1 protein-coding gene is annotated in these 844 nt (G+C 64.7%); it reads right to left on the bottom strand.

The genetic code is table 11. The features are described 5' to 3' along the window. Positions 1 to 844 (bottom strand): threonine ammonia-lyase, biosynthetic (ilvA, locus tag PQR53_RS38855; RefSeq protein WP_408465890.1); only part of this gene is annotated, 844 nt, incomplete at both ends.

The raw sequence follows: 844 nt of genomic DNA, 5'->3' as shown, positions 1-844 counted from the left end.
CGCGCCGGCGGGTTCAAGCACGCTGCGGGTGTCCTGAAACACATCCTTGATCGCCGCGCATAAAGCATCGGTATTCACGAGCAGCACGTCGTCGAGATATTCGCTGCACAGGCGGAAGGTTTCTTCACCGACGAGCTTCACCGCGGTGCCGTCCGAGAACAGCCCGACTTCGTTTAACGTCACCCGTTCGCCGGCCTTCAGCGAGGCGGCCATCGCACACGAGTCGTCGGTCTGCACGCCAATTACCCTGATCTCCGGGCGCACCGATTTCACATACGCCGCGACGCCCGCGGCGAGACCGCCACCGCCGATCGGCACGAAGATCGCGTGGATCGGGCCTTGATGCTGGCTCAGGATCTCCATCGCGACTGTGCCCTGCCCGGCGATCACGTAGGGATCATCGAACGGATGGACGAAGGTCAGGCCGCGCTCTTCCTGCAGCTTGACCGCGTGCCCGTACGCATCGCTGTAGGACTCGCCGAACTGCACGACTTCGACGGTCGCGCCACCATGTGCGCGCACCGCGTCGACCTTGACCTGCGGCGTGGTGACCGGCACGACGATGATCGCCTTCACGCCCATGCGCGCCGCCGAGAGCGCCACGCCCTGTGCATGATTGCCCGCCGACGCGGTAATCACCCCGCGTTCGAGCGCATCCGCCGGAATATGCGCCATCTTGTTGTACGCGCCGCGCACCTTGAACGAGAACACCGGCTGGTTGTCCTCGCGCTTCAGATACACCGGATTGCGCAGCCGTGCCGACAGATTCGGCGCGCGTTCGAGTTCGGTCTCGCGGGCCACGTCGTAGACGCGCGCGGTCAGGGTTTTCTTCAGGTAGTCGTGG

The sequence above is a fragment of the Paraburkholderia fungorum genome, from assembly GCF_046027605.1.
GTDB lineage: Bacteria > Pseudomonadota > Gammaproteobacteria > Burkholderiales > Burkholderiaceae > Paraburkholderia > Paraburkholderia fungorum_F.
Note: the sequence above shows the minus strand (reverse complement) of the source record. Positions and strands in the feature narration are given on the sequence as shown.